Source organism: Phytoactinopolyspora halophila (assembly GCF_003287285.1).
In the GTDB taxonomy this organism is placed as follows: Bacteria; Actinomycetota; Actinomycetes; order Jiangellales; family Jiangellaceae; genus Phytoactinopolyspora_A; species Phytoactinopolyspora_A halophila.
Genome location: NZ_QMIG01000015.1, coordinates 1 through 15,731 on the forward strand (window position 1 = coordinate 1; position 15,731 = coordinate 15,731).

Below are 15,731 nucleotides of genomic sequence, written 5' to 3' on the forward strand. Positions count from 1 at the left end.
TCTTCGCCGAACAACTCAAACACGCCGACAACAACGCCATCGGCGCCTAACCCCACCCCTCACCCTTCAGGCGTGGGGATACGTATCCGGCACCCGGATACGTATCCCCACGCCTCAGCCCGATACCCCGACCTCCGCCGAACGCGGCGTGATGGCCGCACAACCAACCGCTGAGAGTGTGCGCGCCGGCACCAGGTCGGGCAACGCCAGCAACACGGGCGGATCGATCAACCGCGCCCGGCGCAGACGCATCGCGGCGCTGGTCACGTTTCCCCGCGTGACCCTCACCGACGCCTGCCTGCCAACCAGCAGACTCCGGTGGAGCGCCGGATCGGGCCCGACGCCGTCGGCCACGCCCACCGCGAGCAATGACCACGTGCCTTCGGGCACGTCGGGCAGGTGGTAGCACGCCGGACGGCCGCTCGGCACGTCGACGATGACAGCAGCGGCCGACGGGTGCTGAATGATGGGGGTCCGAAAGGCACCTATGTACACCCGTGCGTTCCCGAAGCCTTCCGGCAGGCCAACCGTTCCGGCAACCGCGCCGGATCCGGTACCTGGCGGCGGCTCCGGGATGGGCCAGCCGTTCCCCCCGGTCCGCGCCAGGCGGCGAAACCGGCCGGGAGAGAGACCGACGCTGCTCGCGAAATAGTTGCTGAACGACCCGAGGCTGTTGTATCCGACCGCGAAGGACACCTCAGCCACACTCATCGAGGCGCTCACCAGCAGACGTTTGGCCTGGTGAACACGGACCGCAGCAAGAAATCGGCCCGGGGTGATCCCGGTCGCGTTCCGGAATATGCGAGCAAAATAGAAACGGCTGAGCGGAGACGCGATCTCAGCCAGAGACAACGGCTCGTCATATCGCTCCCAGATACCCTCGATCGCCCTCTCGACTGCGTCATCCATACGCACGCACCTCACAACGCCGTGTCCTGACCAGCAGGATCGCCCGCAGCCGTCGCGATCGGCTCGAGCGGCACTCGTGCCAGCCCGATAGAGCAACCTCGAAGATGGATACGCTCGCCGAGAGACGCAGGCTGGTGGATGTGCAGGACACCGAGATCACACATTCGACCACCGCTGGCCGGCCGGACCGGGCCGAGCCTCGCCCAGCTTCGGCAACCGATGATCACCAGCTCCTGCTCCTGGATGCGGAGTCCGTGCCGAAGCTGCGCGACGAGACAGCACGGCTGATCGACCAGGACTGGGGATCGTCGTACGGCGGGCTCGATAACCTGGCCGCGACCTTGCAGGGCAGGCTCAAGGATCGTGCGGTGCGAGCGGGAGTCGTCGCGGCATCGGCGGATCAGGCCCGCGAGCGCCTCGCCCAGCTGGCCGTGGCCCTGAACCGCGACGGCCAGCTGGGTGAGGCCATCCATGACGTCGGCAACGGGGTGTTCGCCGGCCGAGCCGGCGGCAAGCCGACGATCGGCTTCCTCTTCCCTGGACAGGGAGCTGACGTCAACGCCGCTACGAGCGCGCTCACGCGGCGGTTCGAGACGGCACGAGACCTCTACCGAACTGTCACGATACCGACGGCCGAAGATTCCACGGGGCTCGGTGCCAACGGGCAGCGGATCGTCGCTTCGTCCATCGCCGGTCTGCGGGTGCTGTCCATGCTCGGCATCGAGGCCTCGATGGCAGCTGGCCACAGCCTCGGCGAGCTGACGGCGCTGCACTGGGCGGGCGCGATGCGCGAATCCACGCTGCTTGCCCTGGTAAACGCCCACGGCCAGATCATGGCGAAGGCGTGCGACGGCCGAGGGTCGATGGCGACGATCTCCACGCGTCCGGAGGATGTCGAACCGCTGCTGCGCGGCGAGCCGGTCGCCGTCGCCGGCTACAATACCCCCACGCAGACGGTGGTCGCGGGTCCGGCAGATGCCGTTGCCCGCGTGCTGCAGACTGCCGCGGCGACAGGGCTCCGGACGGCAGAGCTCCCGGTGCGGGAGGCGTTCCACACCCCCGCGATGGCACCCGCGATGGACGGGCTACGCGCCCACCTGGAGGGCATGCGTTTCCGGACGCTGGAGCGGACCGTCCAGTCGACCGTGACGGGTGATGCCCTCCCACCGGATGCAAACCTTCACGACCTCCTGGTCAGGCAGCTCTGCGAGCCGGTTCGGTTCAGCCAGGCGGTGGGCCACATGGCCGACGAGGCGGACCTGATCGTCGAGGTCGGGCCCGACCAGCTCCTGTCCCGCCTGGCAGTCCACATCTGCCCCGGCGTTCCCGTCGTGCCGCTGGCCACTGACAGCACGTCGTCATCCGGTCTGCTGTGCGCGGCGGCAGCCGCCTACGTGCTCGGGGCGCCGGTCCGGCACGAGCACCTGGTCTGGCCGCGCAGCGGCAGCACGCCACGGGAGAACGCCAACCCGCGCGCAGAAACTGACGGCGCGAACCCACATTCACCCGGCACGAGGAGAGCCTGATGCGCAAGGTTGTCTCGCGAGACGGCACGACGATCGCCTACGAGCGGCTGGGTGACGGCCCGCCGCTCGTGCTTCTCAACGGCGCATTCCGCGATCACACGATCTTCGATTTCCTCGTTCCAGAGCTGACACCGCACTGCACCACCTACGTCTACGACCGCCGGGGGCGGGGGGAAAGCGGTGACTCCCCCGACTATGCCGTCACGAAGGAGATCGAGGATCTTGAGGCCGTGATCGACGCGGCCGGCGGCGAGGCGGTGGTGTTTGCCGGGTCCTGCGGCGCGAACCTGGCACTCGAAGCGGCCATGGCCGGCGTGCCGATCACCAAGCTGGCGCTGCACGAGCCGTTCTACCGGGCCGAAGGTTATCCGAAGCCTCCGGACGACTTCATGGACACCCTGCGGGCCTTGCTGGCACATGGCAAGCGCGACGAGGCCGCAGAGCACTTCCTCGCGAACCTGATGGGTCTCAGCCCCGAGGTGATCGCGGACTGGCGGAAGGGCCCGCTATGGGCAACGAACGAGGCTAACGCGCATACCCTCCTCTACGACACCGCCATCTGCGGCGACTTCAGCGTCCCGGCCAACCGCCTGGCCTCTGTACGGACGCCCACGCTGGTACTCAACAGCGACAGCACCAGCGATTGGTTGCGCGCGGCAGCGCGGGCGACCGCGGCCGCGCTGCCCAACGGCTGGGGTATGCAGTTGCCCGGTTCATGGCACCGGATCGAGACGGACATCCTGGGCCGGGTCCTGGTCGGCTTCACCACGACCTGACGTGCCGCTTCCATGGGGAACCGCACGCGTGGCGCTTCTGGCGATCGCCAGAAGCGCCACGCGCCGGGCATTCAGACGTCGGACATTCAGAAGTCGTAGTCGTCGATGTTCTCGGCGTTGAACCTGGCCGGCGGGCCGAGCGTCACCACGCCGTCTTCGCCTACCGTGTACTCCCCGAGGTCGCCTGCGGTGAAGGTCTCACCTTCCGCGCCGGTGATGATGTTCGACGCGATCGCCGCGCCGGTATAGACGGCCAGCTCACCCAGCTCACCCGGATCCCAGAGCGCGAACTCGGTCACCGTGCCGTCCTCGACATACTCGCGCATCTGGTTCGGCGTCCCCAGACCGGTCAGCGCTACCTCGCCCTGCTGATCCGAGCTCGACAGGTAACGCGCCGCCGCGGCTATGCCCACCGTGGTCGGTGAGATGATCGCGTCCAGATCGGGGTTGGCCTGCAGCAGACCCTGCGTCTCCTGGAACGACTTCTCGTCCTCGTCGTCGCCGTAGGCCACTCCAGCCAGTTCGATGTCGGCGTAGTCCGGGTTGGTCTCGATCTGTTCCTCGATGACGTCGATCCAGGCGTTCTGGTTGGTGGCGTTCGCCGTCGCCGACAGGATGGCCACGGTGCCGGAGCCGCCGATCTGCTCGGCGGCCATCTCGATCAGCGTCTCCCCGACGGCGTCGTCGTCCACCTGGCTGACAAACGCGTCGCGGCAGTCGGCGTCGACGTCCGAATCGAACGTGACGACCACCGTGCCAGCCGCACGTGCCTGTTCGAGCGACGAGCACAGCGCGTTCGGATCGTTCGCCGACAGCAGGATGACGTCCGTGCCCTGCTGGCTCACCGTGTTGATGTAGCTGACCTGCGACGAGGCCGTGGCGTCGGATGGGCCGGTGTACTCGTAGTCGCCACCGAGCTCGTCCACCACCTCAGCGGCGGCCTCGCTGGAGGTTTCGAAGTACGGATTGTTGACCGACTTCGGCAACATCGCCAGGCTCAGGCCGGATTCGTAGTCGGCGTCCGGGTCGGCGACGGCGTCAGAGTCGTCGCTGCCGCTGTCGGTATCGTCCTGGCTGTCCTGGGTGGTTCCACCGCAGGCGCTCAGCGCGAGCGCCAGGGCGAGCCCGATGGCGGCCGGAGCCGCCGGGTGCACTGGGATCCGCTGGAGGGATCGGCCGATGGACATGGGCGTTCCTTTCTCACGGGTTCGGAGCGGGCACGTGCGTTCGCCGCAGGCGACGACGCAGGACGCCGCGCACGCGGCCGAGGATGTTCGGCGCGAGAACCGAGATGATCAGCAGCGAGCCGGTGACCACCGTGAGGGCCTCGCTCGATACGTTGGCCAGCCGTAACGCGTTCTGCAGGGAGGACAGGAGCACGACACCGGCCAGCACGCCGGGCAGCGTTCCCTTGCCTCCGAAGATGGACACGCCGCCCAGCAGGACGGCGGCCACCACGGTCAGCTCCAGGCCGTGGGCGTTGTCGGCGCGGGCGCTGGAGAACCGCAGCGTCCAGAAAACGCCGACCAGGCCGGCAACGGCACCGGACGTCACGTACAGCCAGAACTTCAGTTTCGCCACCGGGATGCCGGCGAAGGCCGCCGCGACGCGGTTGGAACCGGAGGCGAATATGGCCCGGCCGACCGGCATCGCATGCAGCACTGCCGCGAACAGCCCGGCCAGCACGATCATGGGGACGAGCACGTTGGGTATCGGGGTCTCCCCGATGGTGCCGATGGTCCAGGAGGAGTGCGAGCGCGGGAAGTCAGCGACGGCGGTGTCACCGAGCAGCACGAACGCCAGGCCACGGTACAGCGCGAGCGTGCCGATGGTGACCGCGAGGGATGGAAGGCCAAGCGCGGTGACGAAGAACCCGTTCACCGCTCCCAGGACGGCGCCGATGACGACGCACAACGGCATGATCGTCTCCAGCGGCACGCCGCTGTTCCACATCACGCCCATCGCGGAACTCGTCAACCCGACCGTGCTCGCCACCGAGAGGTCGATCTCGCCGGTCACGATGATCAGCGTCATCGGCAACGCGAGCAGCAGGATCGGCGCCAGCTCCAGCACGAGGAACGTGGCGTTCTGCGACGTGCCGAAATGCTGCACGGACGTCACGGCGAAGATCAGGAACACCACCGTCACGACGATGATGGCGACGTCCCACGTCGCGAACCTGCTCAGATGCAGCCCATCGCGGCCCTGCCGTCCGGCTTCAACCGACATGTGACCCCTTCTTCCGCAGTGACTCCGCCACGCGCAGCGCGACGAGCCGGTCCACGGCGATCGCGCCCACGATCAGGGCGCCGACGATGGCTCGCTGCCAGAACTGATCGATGTTCAGCACCGGGAGGGCGTTGCTGATCACAGTGAGGAGGAACGCGCCGAGCGCGGCGCCCAGGACGCTGCCGCTGCCGCCGAAGATCGCGACTCCGCCGACAACGACTGCCGCGACGATGTCGAGCTCCATGGCATATCCGGCCGATGCGTCGACGGTGCCGTACCGCGCGGCGTAAAGCACCCCGCCGAGGCCCGCCAGCGCCCCGCAGAGCACGTAGGCCGTGAGCTTGCGGCGCCCCGCTGGAATGCCGGCAAGCTCGGCGGCTTCCGGGCTGGAGCCAAGCGCGTACATGTCCCGGCCGGCGCGGTATCGGGAGAGGAACACCGCGACCAGGGCGAGGACGACGAGCGAGATGAGGATCAGGTACGGCACGCCGAGAACGCGTGCGGACCCGAAATCGAGGAAACCGGCCGGCATGTCCGAGGCGTTGATCCGCGAACCGCCAGCCACGAAGTACACGACGCCACGGAAGACGTACAGCGTGCCCAGGGTCGCAACCAGTGGCGGCACCCTCCCGAAATGCACCACCGAGCCGTTGAACAGCCCGCACACCGCGCCGATGCCGAGGCCCACGAGCATGGCCACCGGGATCGATACGCCCGGGTTCTCGCTGAGCAGCCACGCGGTGCAGAAAGCCGACAGGCCCAGCACCGAACCGACGGACAGGTCGATGCCGCGCGTGAGCACCACAACGGTCATACCGGTGGCGAGTAACAGCGTGATCGAGGCCGCCAGCAGGATGTCCCGGATACTCGAGCCGCTCAGAAACCTCGGGTTCACGGCGGCCGTGACGGCCACGAGCGCCGCGAGCACCACCAGCAGGCCCAGCGCACGGAACCGCAGCACCGTGTCGAGCAGAGTCGAACCGGTCGACGACGTGGCGCCGCCTTCGGAATCCCGCTCCCGTGCGAGCACCGTCATGCAGCCTCCCGGCCGGTCGCGAGGAACATCACCGATTCCTCGGTCGCGTCGGCCCTGCTGAGCTCGCCGCTCAGCCGGCCCTCCCGCATGACGAGGATCCGGTCGGCCATGCCGAGAACCTCCGGAAGTTCGGACGAGACCATCACGATCGCCACGCCGTCCGCGGCCAGCGACGAGAGCAACCGGTGCACCTCCGCCTTGGTCCCGATATCGATGCCGCGGGTCGGTTCGTCGACGATCAGCACCTTCGGCCCGGTGGCCAGCCACTTGGCCAGGACGACCTTCTGCTGGTTCCCTCCCGAGAGGGTCGCGGCCGGGTCGCCGAGCCGGCCGTAGCGCGTCTGCAGCCGGCCGGTCCATTCCTCTGCCTCGCGCCGTTCCGACCCGCCGATCAGGAATCCGAGCGTGGACAGCCGGTGCCGGCGGGCGAGCGTCGCGTTCCGGATGATCGACAGGTCGAGCAACAGCCCCTGCTGGCGCCGGTCCTCGGGCACCAGGGCGACGCCGGCACGCATCGCCGCCCGCGGATTGGCAGGCGGCAACGTCTGGCCGTCGACCTGAACCGACCCGCTGTCGCGTGGGTCGACTCCGAAGATTCCCTGCACGACCTCCGATCGGCCGGCGCCGACGAGACCGGCGAGCGCGACGATCTCGCCGGCGCGCACGTCGAAGCTGACGTCTCGATACGCTCCCTCGCGGCTGAGGCCGTCGACCTTCAGGATCACGTCACCCGCGTCGACGTCCTCCTTGGGGAACAGGGCGCCGAGCTCGCGTCCCACCATCCGGCGCACGATCTGATCGATGGTGACGTCGGCCAGCCGGTCCGTCGACACGCGCGCACCGTCACGCATCACCGTCACGCGATCACACAGCGCCTCGACCTCGTCGAAACGGTGCGAGATGAACAGCACGGCAGCTCCGTCGTCCCGCAACGAGCGGGTGACGGCGAAGAGGCGGTCCACTTCCACGCCGGACAGCGCGGCGGTGGGCTCGTCCATGATGAGCACCCGCGCGTCCAGCGAGATGGCCTTAGCGATCTCGACCACTTGCTGGTCGGCGATGGACAGGCCGCGAGCCGGCCGGTCGGGTGCCAGCGGCACGCCGAGGCGGTCGAAGAGTACCGACGCCTCCCGGTTCATCCGCGCGCGATCGATCAAGCCGAAGCGAGTGCGCGGCTGGCGTCCGATGAAGATGTTCTCGGCGACGGTGAGGTCGGGAAAGAGGGTGGGCTCCTGGTAGATGACGGCGATACCCGCGGCCTTCGCGGCGGCGGTGCCGGAGAACTCGACCGGGTGTCCGTCGATCTCCAGCGTCCCGCTGTCCGGGCGGTGCGCGCCGGCGAGAATCTTGATCAGCGTCGACTTTCCGGCACCGTTCTCACCCACCAGCGCGTGGGCCTCTCCGGCATGGATATCGATACTGGCATCGCGAAGGGCGACGACCGAGCCGAAGCTCTTCGAGGCGCCGGTCAGGCGCACGGCGGGCCGTTCGCCCGGCGGCCAGGCCGGCAGCTGCCCCGTGGCCTCGGTTCCCGTACCGGACACCCGCGCCCTCCGTTAAATGAATCGTTTCATATAGATTGTTGTGTACCTTAGATTCGGCCGTTGCCACGGTCAACCCTTCTCGCCAGCACCTCGCGATCGTGATGGTTTCGTTGTACGAGACAGCTTGCCGCGCGTCAGCCGGGATCGGGGGTGAGCACCACCTTCAGTCGCCCGGACCGCGGCACCGACGCGAGCTCGAACGCCCGCTGCGCCGAGCTCCACGGCAGCACGTGGGTCACGACGGCTCGCGCCAGCTCGGGATGCTCGGCCAGGTAATGGCAGGCCCGTTCGAGGTAGCGGCGGCGCTCGTAGGTGATCCCGCCGATCACGGTGAGATTCTCACGCACCAGCGTCGACACGCTCACGGGATAGTCGTCGACTTGCGGGATACCGAAGCAATACACCGTGCCGGAGGTGGCGACCGCACCGAGGGCATCGCGCAAGGTGGCCACCTGATGCCCAACCGCCTCGATGACGACGCCGGGGCGGTCGGCCGGGTCGAGCGTCTGGAGCCACTGCGTACTCGTGGCGATCACCGGTTCGGTGACACCGAACCGGCCGGAAACGTCGCTCCGGTCCACGGGGTCGACGCCGGTCACCCGGGTGGCACCCCGGCTGTCGAGCACGTGGCTGAAGATCAACCCGATGGGACCCAGGCCAAGCACCGCGACATGCGTCCCGCGCACCGCAGGCAGGCGGTCGATGGCGTAGAGCACGCACGCCAGCGGTTGCGCCACGATCACCTGCCACGGCGGAGTGTCCGGTGTACACCGGGCAAGGTGGGCGCCACCGGTCACGACGAGTTCGGCCAGCCCGTCGTCCCCGCTCGCCCACCCGACCACCCGATCGCCGGGCGCAAGATCCGGGTCCGCGGAAGCGACCACTTCGCCGACGATCTCGTGGAGCGGGAAACCGGGCGGTGGAGCGTCACGCCCTGCCGATGCGATGCTGTCGGCTCGGGCGCCGTGCACGAAGTGTGGGATGTCGCTGCCACACACCGATGCCGCGAGAATCCGGACAAGCACGTCGTCACCGGCCAGCTGCCCCGCGTCGGGTACCGGCGCGGGAACCGGACGCAGCTGCCCCGGAGCGCTGAGCTGGAACGCCTTCATGCACCGATCATCCCTTGACCGAGCCGGCGGTCATCCCCCGGGCCAGGAACGGCGCGCGGGCGCCGACTTCGATGCCGAAACGTGCGAAAAAGCCGCCAGATCTGCGAATACATGCATGTCTCGACATCGAAGTCGCTTCACGAGCCCGACGGGACGTGGGCCAGAGCCTCGACCTCGACGAGGCAGTCCGGCCGGGCCAGCCCGGCTACCTGCAGGACGGTCACGGCCGTGGGATGCGCGCCCCAGACCTCCTGGGCCGCCGCGTATGCCGCGGTCGCGTCCGCCGGTCCGACGAGGTACACGGTCAGCCGGATCACGTTCTCCTGGGCCGCACCCGCCTCGCCCAGCACTGCGAGGACGTTGCGCAGCGCTTGCACCGACTGAGTGCCCAGGTCCGTACCGACGACGGCGCCGGTCGCATCCACACCGTTCTGACCTCCGACAACGACGAGTCGACCGGCGCCCTCCACCTGCACGCCCTGACTGAACACGGGGCTGCGATGCAAGGACTCGGGGTTGAGATGGGTCAGCGTCATGCCTAATCTCCTCACTTTGTCGATCTCTTCTGGCGAGCGCGTTGTTGCCGGACCTTGTTGCGGTTTCCGCAGCGCATCATCGAGCACCACGAGCGATTCCCGGAGCGGGATGTATCGAGGTAGATGACCTGGCAGTCACCGGCGGCACACTCGCGAATCCGGTCCGCGTGATCACGCAGCACGACGACCGCCTCCCGGGCCAGGCCGGCCAGCACCTGATCGAGTGTCGGCCGGGGATCGCGCCCAAGCTGCGGCGCGACATCCGGCCGAGCCGCGTGATCGTCGAGGAGCTCGACGGTCGCGGGAGGGAACGCCTCCCCTGCTGCCGCCCGGGTGACGAGGATGGCAACCGCGTCACGCAGCCGTTTCGTGGCAGCAAGGTCGCTGGCGGTGACGCGGAACCGGACGCCGAAGCGTTCTTCGAGCCACTGCGCCATGTCTTCGGGCGCGTGCCACCGCTCCCAAAGGGGGTTCGTGCCCATGGAACCCGTGTACGCGAAGTCCAGAGCGATCGATCCGGAGTCGAACCACCATCGCGTGCCCTCCGCGGAGACGAACCATTGCCCGACGGAAGGCACGGTCCACGACAACATGTAACTATGTTAGGTGGTTACGCACCGATATCAAACCCGTGATCAGCGCCGATTTCCAGGAAATTGCACGGACTGCAGGAGGTAGCGTTAGACGAAGGCCGGTGCCACCCAAGAACTGGTCTTCGAGGCGCAGGTGGGATGAAGCGTCCGCAAGACCCGAACCGCTGGCGCATGGCTTGAGAAGGGGGCGTCTGCGACGACACGGTGAGAACGAGCCAGAAACAGCGGCGATCGATATCTGATGAGCGACTACACACTTCGCGCCGCCCAGACCTTCTCCTTACTGTCTCTGCCGGTGCTCATTCCGCAGATGCTGTGGGTGAAGCGGCGGACTCCACTCCTGCCCGAAGCGGCAGGGGCGTACGGAGAGGTACAGGGAAAGCATCCTGGAGTACGGCTCCTCGTGGTGGGTGACTCGATGGCGGCAGGGGTGGGCGTGGACCACCACCGTTCTGGTTTCGCTGGTCAGCTAGCTGAGCGGCTCTCGACCGCGGTGGACCGCTCCGTGACCTGGAGAGTCATTGCGCGATCTGGCGCCACAACCCGTTCCACCACACGGAAGTTGTCTCAGGGAGCGATCGGCGTCGTCGACACCAAATCTGAGGAGGCCACGTCAGCTCCAGATGCGCCGCCGGATCTCGTGGTCGTCGTGGTGGGAATCAACGACCTGCTCCGGTTCCGCAGAATTATGGACTGGCGGCATGACATCGAGGACCTGATTACCACGATCCGCCGCGTACTTGGGTCCGATGTGCCCATGGGTTTCTCTGGTATGCCGCCAGTATGGCGATTCCCTGCACTCCCCCAGCCATTGCGTGCGGTGCTCGGCATGCGGGCTCGTCTCATGGATCGCGTACTGCGGGAGAGTGTTAGTAGGTGCGACGCGTTCTGCGTCACGCTTCCGGTTGACGTTATAGCGGACGCGCCGCACATATTCTTTGCTGATGACCGGTTCCACCCATCGGCACGTGGCTATTCCGAGGTAGCAACCGCCTTCCTACCCCAGGTGCTCGACGTGGTTCACGCGGACTAGGCCGTGTTTGAGAAGTGGGGTTGCACGTGGCATCGGGCGCAGTCGATCGAGTAGAGTCAACTAACCAAATTTGGCTAGTTCATCAGAAGGAGATCCCGGTCATGTCGACCCTGACGCCCTACGTGATGGTGGAAAGCGCCCGCCCATTCGCCGAGTTCCTCTCCGACGTCTTCGACGCCGCCGTGTGCAACGTCGTCCCCCTGCATACGGACCCCGAGCGAGTGATGCACGCCGAGGCACGCATCGGCTCGGCGGAACTGTACTTCGCCGACGCCGGCCCCGATGGTGGCCAGTGCCAGCGCTTGCCCACCGAGCCCGCGCACATCCAGTTGTGGACGACGGTTCCGGACGCGGAAACCACCCATGCGCGGGCGATCACCCGTGGCGCCACCTCGGTGATGGAGGTGACGCGCCAGGACGACCACAGCCGGCTGGGAGGTTTCGTCGCGTTCGGCGCGCTGTGGTGGGTGAGCACGGCGGCCTGAACACCGATCCAACAGGAGCGCAACTACCGTGTCCGCTATTCGACTCCTCGTGCTCGGTGCCGTGCGACGCCGAGCACGAGCACATGGCTACCAGGTTCGTTCCGACTTGGAGGCATGGGGAGCGCACGAATGGGCCAACGCCAGGTCGGGTTCGATCTACCACGCTCTCAAGGCCATGAGCGGAGAAGGTTTGCTGCATACGCATGAGACGACGCCGAGTACGGCGGGAGGCCCCCCTCGCATCGAGTATGAACTGACCGGCGAGGGCGAACATGCCTACCTCTCCCTGCTGCGCACGGCACTGTCCAGCCGCGAACCCCGTCTGGATCTCCTCGCCGCAGCGGTCGGCCTCATCGACGACCTCACCCGCGCTGAAGCGATTGACCTACTGCGGCAGCGCGCTCGGGCGATGGACCAGTGGCGAGCACGTATCACCGAGCACGTGCCCGCCGATGCCGACCTGGAGAGCTGGGGACCCGTCGGTGAGGTCATCGGCCTCTGGCTGCACACCGCCGACAGCCGCGCGGCGTGGACGCAGCAGATCATTCAGCGCCTCGAGAAGGGCTCGTACCGGATGGCCGACGATTAGCGCCTTCCGAGACGAACGCCTGACTCCACCAGGGGAATACCTGGCCCCGTTCGTCGCCAAATCAGGTCATGCTGGCCCACAGCTCCAGACGGTAAGCCGCCAGAACAGCCGGCTGCCTCGCTGATTCAGCCGGATGACGCCATCGGAGATCAACCGGGCGACGTCCTTGGCGCGACTGATCGCGTTGGGTAGCGGGAAGTCCCGGCTGGCCAAGGCGCGCATGTCGTCACCGAAGACACGCCGGGCTGCCCGCAGCACCTTCGACTCGTCCTGCAACGTCGCCGTCGGAAGATAGACCCGGCCGTGGGGCGTGAGATGGTTCTTGATGTCGGCCAGCATGGCGATCGGCAGCTCCGCACCAGTCGGTCCGCCTCCACGGCCATCAGGAAACCATCCGGTCGCCTCCGCCACGGCGTCTGGCACCCCGCTGATGTCGGCAATGACGGTATCAGCTCGTATGTCGCTCACCGGTTCGAGCAGCGAACCGCACCGGAACTCGGTGATGTCGTCCAAGCCCAGCCGGCGGGCGTTGGCGTTCGCGCAGTCAATGGCCGGCTGCGACACGTCGCAGCCGATAACCCGGCTGGCGCCCGCACGCGCCGCCACGAAACTCAGGACGCCGCTACCACATCCGGCGTCAAGAACCGTGTCGCCGGGATTGATCTGCATGGTGTCGCCGAGCACGCGGCTGGTGCTACTCGGCGCGAAAACGCCGGAATCAATCGTCACCGTGAATGGGCCACCAGCGCCCGTCCAAGTGTAAGACCGTTCTTCATCCATCGATGCCAGTCCTTTCCTCGCCATCGCCACCTGTACCCAGACCTCTTGCGAGATCACCCATTATCGCTACCCTGCTCAGCCAGCCTTGGCGAGTCGCCACCTCTGTTGCAGGCCACCGTTGTCCATCCACGGAATCACCGACCCACCCTCATCAGCCATGTTCCCATTATCCACCGCCATCCCCGTGGGTTCACAGCCATGCCCGCCCATCGTCATCTACCCGTGCACACTCCCTACTGCCGACAGACGAATGGTTGAACTCTGCTGCCGTGCGACTCGACCGGGACCGAACGCCGACATCTTGCGTGACGAGCGATCGCGATATATCGTCTAAATATCGTGACCGCTCGGGTGGCAAGGAGGCGAACGATGACCCATGCCACTGACTCGACCGACAGGCCATGGACATGGAGCAAGCACTGGTCCTGCGGCCCCGTTGAAGGATGGATCTCTGCGATGTCCGGCAAGGGCTACGGAAAGTTCAGGGGATTCGGGCCATGGGCGATGTTCGGCCACGCGCCGCCGTGGGCTCACCACTGGAGCGGTCCACCTGGATACGGCCGCGGCCCGAAGGCCCGGCGGGGCGATATCCGCGCCGCTATCCTGGGCATACTCGCCGAGGAGCCCATGAACGGGTACCAGATCATTCAAGAGGTTGCCGAACGCAGCCGGGGTGCGTGGAAGCCGAGTCCCGGATCGATCTACCCCACGCTGCAGCAGCTTGAGGACGAGGGGCTGGTGCGCACCGCCGAGCACACGCACACATCGAAGCGGCGCGCTTTCGAGCTCACCGACGAGGGCCGCGCGTACGTCGAGGCGCACCCGGACGAGATCTCGGCACCGTGGAAGACGTTCACCGACGCCGAGGAGGACGAGCACGACCTCCAGCCGCTCATCGCTCAAGCGGCGGCCGCTATGTGGCAGATCATGGCTACCGGCACCCCTGACCAGCAGGCACGCGCACGCGAGGTACTGGCCGAGATGCGGCGCCGCCTCTACGGCATCCTCGCGGACGGTGACGAGACCGACGACGCGGACGGAGGCGGCCAATCATGACGGGGCAGGACTCCGTACGCATCGGCGATGCCGAACGCGACGCCGCGGCCTCCGCGCTCGGCGAGCACTTCGTGGCTGGCCGGCTCACGAAGGCCGAGTACGACGAGCGACTGGAAACGGTCTGGAAGGCCCGGTTCGCCGCTGACCTGCAGCCGATCTTCACCGACCTGCCCCAGTCCCCTGGTGCTCACGTGAACCGCACGGCACGTACATCACATGGATGGGACGCGGATCGCCGGATCTCCCGGCGCGGGATGGCACACTCGCGTCCGAGCCATGCCCGGATGCACTGGCTCACCCCGGTGATGATGCTCGGATTCGTCGGGTTGGCCGCCGTCGTTCTGCTGGGCCTACCGTGGCTGGCACTCATCGCGTTCTGGCTTCTCGCGTGTGGTGGGTTCGGCCACAGAGGACCCCGGCGGCAGGCGCGCACGTCTTGCGGATGACGGCCGGCGCAGGCCATCCCTAGCCGGCTACCGTGATGACAACCTTCCCCGGCGTATCCCCTGCTCCAGGTTACGTTCAATACCACCCAGCCACGGGCCGCCACCGAACACCTCGTCTTCGGCAGGAACAGGCGTGTCGACGGCCCCGAGCTCCAGGACAGGCGATGGTGAGCACGATCTGTACTCCGACGGCCGCGCCGATCCTCCACAGCAGTGTTGCCACGTACGGCACCGCGGTCAGCAGGACGAAGGCCAAGGATGGGGTCGCCACGAGCACCAGGAGCATCCTCGTTGGCCCGCTCGAGCGGAAGGGCGAGGTCGAACACCCGCCTCGACGTCCACGTCATCGACGGTATGTAAGATCACGAAACGGGTTCTCGACCGTGACACCGTCATAGACCGCACCGTCAGCAAGGTCTTCGGTCACCAGCCGTGTGCACGCCGACTGGCGGGCAGCCGCCAGCATCAGAGCATCCCAGTGAGACAATTGCCACCGCTGCCCGTCACGGATCGCGTTGCTGACCAGCGTCGCATCGACCGACACACAGATGTACGCGGACATACTCGCGACTATCGCCGCGGCGTCCTGCGACGGCAGTGGCTTGGCCAGCTTTCTCGTCACGATCACGTAGAATTCGTTCAGAACCTGTGTCGAGATCACGATTTTCCCGCCCGAGCGAAGCACCTCGTGCGCACGCTCCTGCTTAGCGGGATCGGCCTTGTCAACTGCATAGACGAAGACATTGGTGTCGATGAACGGCCGATCAGTCATGCTGGCTCAGCCGCTCTTCGTATACGTTGTCGCGAGTCCAGACCCGCCCAGCCGAACCGCTCGACGCGCGGGCACGCCCCGCAACCGCGATGATCTCCTCGGTCACGTCTCGCTGCCGGTTTCCTGCCGCGTAGCTCTCCAGCCAGTCCCGGACCAGACTGTTCACGCTCTCGCCCTGCTCCAGCGCCCTGATCCGGGCACGGCGAAGCAGATCTTCGTCGATGGTCAGTGTCAAGTTCGCCACGCCTATCACCCCTCGTGTAGCACGGAATCAGTGTAGCACTATCCACCTATGGCATCGGGAAGATG

Annotated in this window: 18 protein-coding genes; 7 read left to right on the top strand and 11 right to left on the bottom strand. The window is 67.0% G+C overall.

The genetic code is table 11. The annotated features are described in order from the left end of the window. Positions 1 to 114: 114 nt before the first annotated feature. Positions 115 to 909, bottom strand: a complete 795-nt coding sequence (locus DPM12_RS13845) for a helix-turn-helix domain-containing protein (RefSeq protein WP_112258931.1) — start codon at positions 907 to 909, stop codon at positions 115 to 117. A 104-nt stretch (positions 910 to 1,013) separates the two neighbouring features. Between DPM12_RS13845 and DPM12_RS13850 the strand changes: the two genes are divergently transcribed. Continuing rightward, entirely contained in the window at positions 1,014 to 2,435 is a 1,422-nt protein-coding gene (locus DPM12_RS13850; RefSeq protein ID WP_112258932.1) for an acyltransferase domain-containing protein, read from the top strand. Beyond that, positions 2,435 to 3,211 carry an alpha/beta fold hydrolase gene (locus tag DPM12_RS13855; protein ID WP_112258933.1) on the top strand — a complete coding sequence of 259 codons (777 nt, stop codon included), beginning with the start codon at positions 2,435 to 2,437 and terminating at the stop codon, positions 3,209 to 3,211. Before DPM12_RS13850 ends, DPM12_RS13855 begins: the two co-directional genes overlap by 1 nt. Before the next feature lie 86 nt (positions 3,212 to 3,297). Here DPM12_RS13855 and rhaS read toward each other — a convergent pair whose 3' ends face one another. From rhaS to DPM12_RS13890, 7 genes are all read right to left on the bottom strand, one after another. Further along, complete coding sequence (gene rhaS / locus DPM12_RS13860) at positions 3,298 to 4,398, bottom strand: rhamnose ABC transporter substrate-binding protein (protein ID WP_112258934.1); 1,101 nt, start codon at positions 4,396 to 4,398, stop codon at positions 3,298 to 3,300. Between the two features lie 13 nt (positions 4,399 to 4,411). Beyond that, a complete protein-coding gene (locus tag DPM12_RS13865) occupies positions 4,412 to 5,440 on the bottom strand; it encodes an ABC transporter permease (RefSeq protein WP_112258935.1) in 1,029 nt (342 codons plus the stop codon). Beyond that, the gene (locus DPM12_RS13870; RefSeq protein ID WP_112258936.1) at positions 5,430 to 6,476 is read right to left on the bottom strand and encodes an ABC transporter permease; all 1,047 of its coding nucleotides are present in this window, start codon (positions 6,474 to 6,476) and stop codon (positions 5,430 to 5,432) included. Before DPM12_RS13870 ends, DPM12_RS13865 begins: the two co-directional genes overlap by 11 nt. Beyond that, positions 6,473 to 7,987 carry a sugar ABC transporter ATP-binding protein gene (locus DPM12_RS13875; protein ID WP_112259035.1) on the bottom strand — a complete coding sequence of 505 codons (1,515 nt, stop codon included), beginning with the start codon at positions 7,985 to 7,987 and terminating at the stop codon, positions 6,473 to 6,475. Before DPM12_RS13875 ends, DPM12_RS13870 begins: the two co-directional genes overlap by 4 nt. Before the next feature lie 167 nt (positions 7,988 to 8,154). Then, positions 8,155 to 9,132 carry an alcohol dehydrogenase catalytic domain-containing protein gene (locus tag DPM12_RS13880; RefSeq protein WP_112258937.1) on the bottom strand — a complete coding sequence of 326 codons (978 nt, stop codon included), beginning with the start codon at positions 9,130 to 9,132 and terminating at the stop codon, positions 8,155 to 8,157. Between the two features lie 137 nt (positions 9,133 to 9,269). Continuing rightward, positions 9,270 to 9,668: a RidA family protein gene (locus DPM12_RS13885; RefSeq protein WP_112258938.1), complete on the bottom strand. Its 399-nt coding sequence runs from the start codon at positions 9,666 to 9,668 to the stop codon at positions 9,270 to 9,272. An 11-nt stretch (positions 9,669 to 9,679) separates the two neighbouring features. After that, positions 9,680 to 10,261 (bottom strand): CGNR zinc finger domain-containing protein, encoded by a 582-nt coding sequence (locus DPM12_RS13890; protein WP_112258939.1) that lies wholly within the window; start codon positions 10,259 to 10,261, stop codon positions 9,680 to 9,682. A 241-nt stretch (positions 10,262 to 10,502) separates the two neighbouring features. Between DPM12_RS13890 and DPM12_RS13895 the strand changes: the two genes are divergently transcribed. From DPM12_RS13895 to DPM12_RS13905, 3 genes are all read left to right on the top strand, one after another. Next, positions 10,503 to 11,294, top strand: a complete 792-nt coding sequence (locus DPM12_RS13895) for an SGNH/GDSL hydrolase family protein (RefSeq protein ID WP_112258940.1) — start codon at positions 10,503 to 10,505, stop codon at positions 11,292 to 11,294. A 101-nt stretch (positions 11,295 to 11,395) separates the two neighbouring features. Further along, a complete protein-coding gene (locus DPM12_RS13900; RefSeq protein ID WP_112258941.1) occupies positions 11,396 to 11,779 on the top strand; it encodes a VOC family protein in 384 nt (127 codons plus the stop codon). Between the two features lie 28 nt (positions 11,780 to 11,807). Beyond that, a complete protein-coding gene (locus DPM12_RS13905; protein ID WP_112258942.1) occupies positions 11,808 to 12,368 on the top strand; it encodes a PadR family transcriptional regulator in 561 nt (186 codons plus the stop codon). A 66-nt stretch (positions 12,369 to 12,434) separates the two neighbouring features. Here the strand turns inward: DPM12_RS13905 and DPM12_RS13910 are convergent, their stop codons facing one another. Next, complete coding sequence (locus DPM12_RS13910) at positions 12,435 to 13,097, bottom strand: 50S ribosomal protein L11 methyltransferase (protein WP_281269658.1); 663 nt, start codon at positions 13,095 to 13,097, stop codon at positions 12,435 to 12,437. A 420-nt stretch (positions 13,098 to 13,517) separates the two neighbouring features. Here DPM12_RS13910 and DPM12_RS13915 point away from each other — a divergent pair, with 420 nt between their 5' ends. Together DPM12_RS13915 and DPM12_RS13920 are read left to right on the top strand one after the other, a co-directional pair. Continuing rightward, positions 13,518 to 14,204 (top strand): PadR family transcriptional regulator, encoded by a 687-nt coding sequence (locus DPM12_RS13915; protein ID WP_112258944.1) that lies wholly within the window; start codon positions 13,518 to 13,520, stop codon positions 14,202 to 14,204. Next, entirely contained in the window at positions 14,201 to 14,650 is a 450-nt protein-coding gene (locus tag DPM12_RS13920; RefSeq protein WP_112258945.1) for a DUF1707 SHOCT-like domain-containing protein, read from the top strand. The genes DPM12_RS13915 and DPM12_RS13920 overlap by 4 nt, the downstream gene beginning before the upstream one ends. Positions 14,651 to 14,993: 343 nt before the next feature. Here DPM12_RS13920 and DPM12_RS13925 read toward each other — a convergent pair whose 3' ends face one another. After that, positions 14,994 to 15,422 carry a PIN domain-containing protein gene (locus DPM12_RS13925; RefSeq protein ID WP_112258946.1) on the bottom strand — a complete coding sequence of 143 codons (429 nt, stop codon included), beginning with the start codon at positions 15,420 to 15,422 and terminating at the stop codon, positions 14,994 to 14,996. Continuing rightward, positions 15,415 to 15,666 (bottom strand): DUF6364 family protein, encoded by a 252-nt coding sequence (locus tag DPM12_RS13930; RefSeq protein WP_112258947.1) that lies wholly within the window; start codon positions 15,664 to 15,666, stop codon positions 15,415 to 15,417. The genes DPM12_RS13925 and DPM12_RS13930 overlap by 8 nt, the downstream gene beginning before the upstream one ends. Positions 15,667 to 15,731: the final 65 nt, after the last annotated feature.

Bases quoted from the DNA above. Each gene is read 5' to 3' on its own strand.
- DPM12_RS13845 (WP_112258931.1), bottom strand. From the start codon at position 909: ATGGATGACGCAGTCGAGAGGGCGATCGAGGGTATCTGGGAGCGATAT.
- DPM12_RS13915 (WP_112258944.1), top strand. From the start codon at position 13,518: ATGACCCATGCCACTGACTCGACCGACAGGCCATGGACATGGAGCAAG.
- DPM12_RS13920 (WP_112258945.1), top strand. From the start codon at position 14,201: ATGACGGGGCAGGACTCCGTACGCATCGGCGATGCCGAACGCGACGCC.
- DPM12_RS13855 (WP_112258933.1), top strand. From the start codon at position 2,435: ATGCGCAAGGTTGTCTCGCGAGACGGCACGACGATCGCCTACGAGCGG.
- DPM12_RS13885 (WP_112258938.1), bottom strand. From the start codon at position 9,668: ATGACGCTGACCCATCTCAACCCCGAGTCCTTGCATCGCAGCCCCGTG.
- DPM12_RS13890 (WP_112258939.1), bottom strand. From the start codon at position 10,261: ATGTTGTCGTGGACCGTGCCTTCCGTCGGGCAATGGTTCGTCTCCGCG.
- DPM12_RS13895 (WP_112258940.1), top strand. From the start codon at position 10,503: ATGAGCGACTACACACTTCGCGCCGCCCAGACCTTCTCCTTACTGTCT.
- DPM12_RS13900 (WP_112258941.1), top strand. From the start codon at position 11,396: ATGTCGACCCTGACGCCCTACGTGATGGTGGAAAGCGCCCGCCCATTC.
- DPM12_RS13925 (WP_112258946.1), bottom strand. From the start codon at position 15,422: ATGACTGATCGGCCGTTCATCGACACCAATGTCTTCGTCTATGCAGTT.
- DPM12_RS13870 (WP_112258936.1), bottom strand. From the start codon at position 6,476: ATGACGGTGCTCGCACGGGAGCGGGATTCCGAAGGCGGCGCCACGTCG.
- rhaS (WP_112258934.1), bottom strand. From the start codon at position 4,398: ATGTCCATCGGCCGATCCCTCCAGCGGATCCCAGTGCACCCGGCGGCT.
- DPM12_RS13850 (WP_112258932.1), top strand. From the start codon at position 1,014: ATGGATACGCTCGCCGAGAGACGCAGGCTGGTGGATGTGCAGGACACC.
- DPM12_RS13880 (WP_112258937.1), bottom strand. From the start codon at position 9,132: ATGAAGGCGTTCCAGCTCAGCGCTCCGGGGCAGCTGCGTCCGGTTCCC.
- DPM12_RS13865 (WP_112258935.1), bottom strand. From the start codon at position 5,440: ATGTCGGTTGAAGCCGGACGGCAGGGCCGCGATGGGCTGCATCTGAGC.